The organism is Saccharothrix sabaoui, assembly GCF_051756985.1.
GTDB lineage: Bacteria > Actinomycetota > Actinomycetes > Mycobacteriales > Pseudonocardiaceae > Actinosynnema.
The window spans coordinates 1-6,060 of the sequence record NZ_JBPKJK010000284.1; the positions used below are offsets into that span (position 1 = coordinate 1).

A 6,060-nucleotide genomic window follows, 5' to 3' on the forward strand; every position below is an offset into this window, starting at 1 on the left:
ACAGGTAGTTACCATCTACGTAGATTCGATCTACGCCACCAGGCATGTCGGGCTGCGTGGGCAGACAGGCCGAGCTGCGACTACTGCGCAAGCGCCTCGATCGGGTGGCCCGCCGCTTTCCGCGTCCTGGGCGCGACGCTGCCGGACAGCCCGACTGTCGTGGTGCTCGACGAGCTGCCGTGGTTGGCCGAACAGGACGAGGTCTTCGACGGCGCGTTGCAGACCGCGTGGGACCGGCCGTGGTCGCGGCGGCCGGTGCTGCCGGGCAGCGACCTGCACGTGATGGAGCGCCTCACCGCCTGCGACCGCCCCTTCGCGTCCGACACCCGGTCGTGCACCCTCGTGGTCTCGCGGACCACGGAGGTCCGCGCCGCCCGGATCACGCCCAGGGGACGGTGGCCTGCAACACCGCCTCGCTCAGCGCGGCGGTGCGCAAGCGGGTGACCTCCTGGTACTCGGGGTCGGCGACCATGCGGCAGAACGCGTCCCGGTCGGGGTAGCGCACGACGACCACCGCGTCCCAGCTCTGCCCGTCCTCCGCGACCAGCACCGTGGACCCGGTGCCCGCGTACAGCACCTCGCCCCCGTGGCGCGGCAGGAACGTCCTGGTCAGCTGCTCCGCGTACGCCCGGTAGGACTCGACACCGCCCTCGGCGAAGCGCAGCAGGTTCAGCATCACCACCGGCCCGCCCGGGTCCTCGGCGAGCAGTCGTTTCAGGTCGGCACCGCGCGGGTCGACAGCCATCCGATCATCATGGCCCGGGGTGGCGCGGACCGCATCGGTGACTCCGCCGGTGCCCGGCCGGCCCGCCGTCGCGGGTGGGGCCACCACCCCGGTGAAGGCCAAAGCGTTATCCGGACGACCGGTCGCGTTCACCGAGCGGGCGTACCGATGGAGTCGGTACGCCGCGGGAACCGCTGGAGGACGTGTGGCCGACGAGCCGCTGTTAAGGATCAAACCGCCTCCACCGCGCCCCGCACTGGCCCCGGTGCTCGCCGTCGGCCTGGTCGGCCTGCTCCTGCTCGGGCTGGTCCCCGTCCTGGTCCGCACGGCGCCACCCGCGCAGGCCGTCACCGTCGTCCGGGGCAAGCTGGGGTCGAAGGTCGACTTCTTCCGCGATCCCGGGGTGCGGGAGATCCTCAAGCGCAGGAACTACGAGGTCGCCGTCGACAACTCCGGTTCGCGGGAGATCGCCACGCACGACGTCGACCGCTACGACTTCGTCTTCCCCTCGGGCCAGCCCGCGACCGACCTGATCCTGGCCGACCGGCAGGAGAACGACCAGTACGCCCAGGCGTACGTCCCGTTCGTCAGCCCGATCGTGCTCGCCACCTACCGCCCGTACGCGCGGGCCCTGCACGACGCGGGCATCGCCATCCCGATGGACGACCAGCGCCCCAACCCGCTCTACTACGAGTTGGACATCGGCAGGTTCGTCGAGCTGACCGAATCGGGCAAGCGCTGGAACGACATCGGCGTCCGCGCCCACGGCATCCAGAACAACAACCTGGTCCTCGCCCACACCTCCGACGTGTGCAAGTCCAACTCCGGCGGCACGTACCAGGGGCTGATCGCCTACGCGAAGAACGGCGGCCGGGCCGCGACGGCCGAGGAGGAGGCGGTCTCGCTCGGCGAGGCGCTGAAGCCGTTCTACCGCTCCCAGGGCGCCCCCACGGCCGACCGGGTCCCCTTCTACCTGTCGCCGGAGGGCAAGGGGATCGCGCCGATCGTGGTGATCTACGAGCACCAGTACCTGGCCCACCAGCTGCGGCGCCCGAACGGGCAGCCCGACGAGGACCGCGTCCTGCTCTACCCCGCCGACCACTTCGAGACCCAGCCGTCGTTCATCGCCCTCAACGAGACCGGGAAGAAGCTCGCCGAGCTGCTGCGCACCGATCCCGAGCTGCGCCGGCGAGCCGTCGAGCTGGGGTTCCGGGTGCTCGACGCGGAGCAGCGGACCACGAGCCCGGAACTGACCGGCATGCTCACCGGGCACGGGCTGGAGGCGCCGTCGTCCGACAACGACTACACGCGCGCGTACCTGCCGCCGCTGGAGGTCTTCGAGAAGCTCATCACCACGATCGGCGGATGTCCGTGACGCGGGCCGCGACGAAGGCGGCGGCCCTGCTCTGCGCCGTGCTCGTGCTGCTCACGGCGTGCACCGCCGACCCCGAACCGCCGCGCACCACCCTGACGGTGCTCGCCTCCTCCGAGCTGACGGACATGCGGCCCCTGCTGGACGAGCTGCGCCGCGACACCGGCGTCGAGCTCGTCGTGGAGCACCGGGGCACGATCGACGCGACCGACTCGCTCACCCCCGGCAGCTACCGGCACGACATCGCCTGGCTGTCCACGGACCGCTACTTCGACCTGAAGCTCAAGCAGCTCCAGTACGCCGGGGAACGACCGCTGAGCGCCAGGTTCATGTTCTCGCCGCTGGCGGTGGGGGTGAAACCGGCGGTCGCCGAGCTGCTGCGGACCTCGGCGGCGGACCAGCGGCTCTCCTGGGCGGACCTGGCCGACCGGTCCGCCACGGGGATGGTGCGCTTCGGGATGGCGGACCCGCGGCACGCGGGCAGCGGGCTCTCCGCGCTGATCGGTGTCGCGACGGCGGCGGCCGGCACCGGCGGGGCGCTGCGCGAGGAGGACGTCACCTGCGACCGGCTGCGCGGCTTCTTCGCCGGGCGCACCCTCGCCGGGGAGACCTCGCGGCAGCTCGCCGACAGCTACGCCGCCGACCAGGACGCCGCGGACGCGCTGATCAACTACGAGTCGGTGCTGCTGTCCCTCAACGCCGGCGGGCAGCTGCGCGAGCCGCTGGAGATCCTCTACCCGCGCGACGGCATCATCCTCGCCGACTACCCGATGCTGCTGCTCGACCCGGCCAAGCGGGACAGCTTCGACGCGGTCGTGACGTGGTTCCAGTCCGAGCGGGCGCAGCGCGGCATCATGGAGCGCACGCTGCGCCGCCCGCTGGACAACCGGGTGCCGCGCGACCCCCGGTTCCGCGACTTCGGCACGAACACCCTGTACTTCCCCGAGCGCAAGGAGACCGTCGACCGGCTCGCCGCCGCGTACGCCGACCCGCTGTCCAGGAACCCCTCGCAGGTGATCTTCGCGCTGGACTTCTCCACGTCGATGCGCGGGCAGCGGATAGCGGACCTGCGGTCCACGTTCGCAGGTTTCAGCGGTGCCGACCCGTCGGAGGCCGGCAAGTTCACCCGCTTCTACCGGGGCGAGAGGTTCACCGTCGTGCGCTTCGGCGGGCAGGTCCTCGACGAGCGGGACTTCGTGATCGAGGACCAGTCCGACCTCGACGCCATCCGCGACCACATCGCCACCGACCGCTTCGACGACGGGACCGGCGTGTGGTCGGCGCTGGAGGCGGCCTACGGGAAAGCCGCGGCCGTCACCGCCGCCGACCCCGGGCAGCCGGTCACGATCGTGCTGATGACCGACGGGGAGAACAACACCGGGATCGGGTTGGCGGACTTCCTGCGCAACCACGAGGCGCGGCACCCGGCGGCGAAGGCCGTGCACACCTACACCGTTCGCTTCGGCGAGGCCGACCCCGGTGAGCTGGACCGGGCGGCGAGGGCCACCGGGGGGCACATGGTCGACGCGAACGCGACATCGCTGTCCGAGGCGTTCAAGGAGATCCGTGGCTGCCGGTAGCGCGTTGTTCTGGGTCCTCGTCGTCGTGGGGACCGCCCTGGTCGTCGCCGCCGCGGTGCTGTACGCGCGCCGCAGGCGGGACCCCAGCGCGGCGCCCGGCCTCATCGGCAGCCACGAGGTGCTGATGTACCTCAACGAGGCGGTGGTCATGGACATCCTCCAGTACCGCGACGACGTCTCGGCGCTCAAGCGGCAGGTGGAGAAGTACACCCGGGACACCACGGAGGGCCGCGGCGAGGTGAAGACCCGCTGGCTCAACGTCACCGGCGGCCGGACCCGTGAAGGCGAGAGGGCCGAGTTCTTCGAGGTCGTGGAACAGCCGATCACCGCGATCCGCAAGGTCGTGCGGCACCTGGAGGCGGCCGACGCCATCGTCTACGCGGACTTCCACGACGGCGAGGTGCACGCGCACCACAGCCTGGTCGGCGACGCCCGCGGCGGGGCGGCCCTGAGCGACACCCGGATGTTCCTGTCCGTCGTCGGGGTGTTCGAGGTGTACGAGGAGAAGGACCAGCCCGACGCGGACTACCTCCGCCTGCGCGTGCCCTACCCCGGCGGTGAGGCTCACGCGCGCGTCAAGTTCCCGCGCAGCGGTCTGCGGAAGAACGACGTGCTGCCGCAGGGGAACACCTCGTTCGGGGGACGCGTGCTGGGCAAGGTGGAGAGCTGGGACGAGGAGGACCGGGTGCTGAAGATGTGGGCCCTGGCGATCTTCCGGTGACGCGCGCGGCCGGTGCCCGCGGGACCGGCGTGGTCGTCCCGGCGGTCGAGCGGGAGGACCCGGTCGCCGGGCGGGTCAGGGGCGCGGCAGCGGGAGGGGGCCGGCGACCAGGTCGGGGTGCCAGTTCTCCAGCAGGTCCGGTTTGCCGAACAGGTAGCCCTGGAGGTAGTCGCAGCCGGAGTCGCGCAGCCAGTGCGCCTGGGTCGGCGTCTCGACGCCCTCGGCGACCGTGCGCGCGCCCAGCACGGCGGCGAGGTCGATGATGCACCGCACCACGCCCTCGGTCCGGGCGTCCTCGCCGAGGCCGTCGGTGAACGACTTGTCGATCTTCACCAGGTCGAACGGGAAGCGCCGCAGGTAGTTCAGCGACGAGTAGCCGGTGCCGAAGTCGTCCAGCGCCACGCGCACGCCCAGCTCGCGCACGTCCATCAGCACCCGCATGGCGGTCTCGTCGGCCCACACCGCCTCGGTGACCTCGACGGTCAGCTCCCGCGGTTCCAGGCCGGTGGACGTCAGCAGCTCCCCGACCTGCCGCGAGAACGCGTCGCCGGCCAGCTGACCGGGCGAGACGTTGACCGCGACGCCCAGGGAGCGGCCGCGCCGCCGCCAGCGCACCGCGTCCGTGCACGCCGCGCGCAGCACGTGCGCGCCCAGCGGCACGATCAGGCCGGTCTCCTCGGCCAGGCCGATGAACCGGTCGGGCCCGAGCAGGCCGTGTCCCGGGCGCCGCCACCGCACCAGGGCCTCGGCGTGGACGGCGCGGCCCGCGGCCAGGTCGACGATGGGCTGGTAGTGCAGGACCAGTTCGTCGTTGTCCAGCGCGGCGCGCAGGTCGACCTTGTCGCGCTGGCGGGCGGCGACGTCCTCGCCCATCTCGCGCCGGAACGCCCGGACCCGTCCCCCGCCCTCGCGCTTGGCCACGTACATCGCCACGTCGGCGTCGCGCAGCAGGTCGTGCGCCGTGCGACCGGTGCCGTCGCGGCCGGCCACGGCCACCCCGACGCTGCCCCTGATCACGGTGCCCTCGCCCGGGCCGGCGGGGGTGGCCAGCGCGGTGAGCACGCGGTGGGCCAGGCCGACCTCGTCCCCGGGCGCCGTCAGCACGGCGAACTCGTCCCCGCCCAGGCGGGCCGCGACGTCGTGCTCGCCGAGCGCGGTGCGCAGGCGCCGTGCCGCCTCGACCAGCCGCCGGTCCCCCACCTGGTGGCCCTGGACGTCGTTGACCTCCTTGAACCGGTCCAGGTCGACCAGCAGGAGCGCGACGTCCCCGTCCTCCAGCGCGCGGTCGACCAGGTCGAGGAAGTAGCGGCGGCCGGTCAGGCCGGTCAGCTCGTCGTGCTCGCAGTGCTCGCGCAGCACGTCCTCCCGGCGCCGGCGCGCGGTGACGTCGACGACCGCGACCATCACCCGCCCCGGGCCGTCCTCGTCCGGGACGTCCACGGGGTGCAGGGTGAGCGCGGTCTCGGTGCCGGCGCGGTCGAGCCGCAGTTCGACCGGGTCGGGGGCGGGGCGGGCGCAGCCGCGGGCGCAGGCGGTGATCTCCGGGCCGTGCGGGCAGGGCACCGCGCCGGGGCCGTCCCACCCGAGCAGGTCGGCCGCGCGCTCGTTGAACAGCTCCGGCCGGCCCCCTCCGTCGAGCAGCACCAACCCGACCGGTCCGGCG

6 protein-coding genes are annotated in these 6,060 nt (G+C 72.8%); 3 read left to right on the top strand and 3 right to left on the bottom strand.

Annotated elements, in window-relative coordinates:
- Window positions 1-80: 80 nt before the first annotated feature.
- On the bottom strand, window positions 81-383 hold the full coding sequence (locus ACR807_RS40750) for a hypothetical protein (RefSeq protein WP_438926899.1): 303 nt from the start codon (window positions 381-383) through the stop codon (window positions 81-83).
- A complete protein-coding gene (locus tag ACR807_RS40755) occupies window positions 380-745 on the bottom strand; it encodes a DUF1330 domain-containing protein (RefSeq protein WP_438926900.1) in 366 nt (121 codons plus the stop codon). Before ACR807_RS40755 ends, ACR807_RS40750 begins: the two co-directional genes overlap by 4 nt.
- Before the next feature lie 184 nt (window positions 746-929).
- On the opposite strand from ACR807_RS40755, the gene ACR807_RS40760 reads away from it, so the two are divergent.
- The 3 genes from ACR807_RS40760 to ACR807_RS40770 are packed head-to-tail and all read left to right on the top strand — an operon-like array spanning window position 930 to window position 4,397.
- Window positions 930-2,099 carry a hypothetical protein gene (locus tag ACR807_RS40760; RefSeq protein WP_438926901.1) on the top strand — a complete coding sequence of 390 codons (1,170 nt, stop codon included), beginning with the start codon at window positions 930-932 and terminating at the stop codon, window positions 2,097-2,099.
- Complete coding sequence (locus tag ACR807_RS40765; RefSeq protein WP_438926902.1) at window positions 2,090-3,676, top strand: vWA domain-containing protein; 1,587 nt, start codon at window positions 2,090-2,092, stop codon at window positions 3,674-3,676. Before ACR807_RS40760 ends, ACR807_RS40765 begins: the two co-directional genes overlap by 10 nt.
- Window positions 3,663-4,397: a hypothetical protein gene (locus ACR807_RS40770; RefSeq protein ID WP_438926903.1), complete on the top strand. Its 735-nt coding sequence runs from the start codon at window positions 3,663-3,665 to the stop codon at window positions 4,395-4,397. Before ACR807_RS40765 ends, ACR807_RS40770 begins: the two co-directional genes overlap by 14 nt.
- Window positions 4,398-4,472: 75 nt before the next feature.
- Here the strand turns inward: ACR807_RS40770 and ACR807_RS40775 are convergent.
- The coding region (locus tag ACR807_RS40775; protein WP_438926904.1) for a putative bifunctional diguanylate cyclase/phosphodiesterase at window positions 4,473-6,060 on the bottom strand (1,588 nt) is incomplete at its 5' end.

Coding starts and splice junctions, on each gene's coding strand:
- ACR807_RS40755 (WP_438926900.1), bottom strand. CDS start 745: ATGGCTGTCGACCCGCGCGGTGCCGACCTGAAACGACTGCTCGCCGAG.
- ACR807_RS40765 (WP_438926902.1), top strand. CDS start 2,090: ATGTCCGTGACGCGGGCCGCGACGAAGGCGGCGGCCCTGCTCTGCGCC.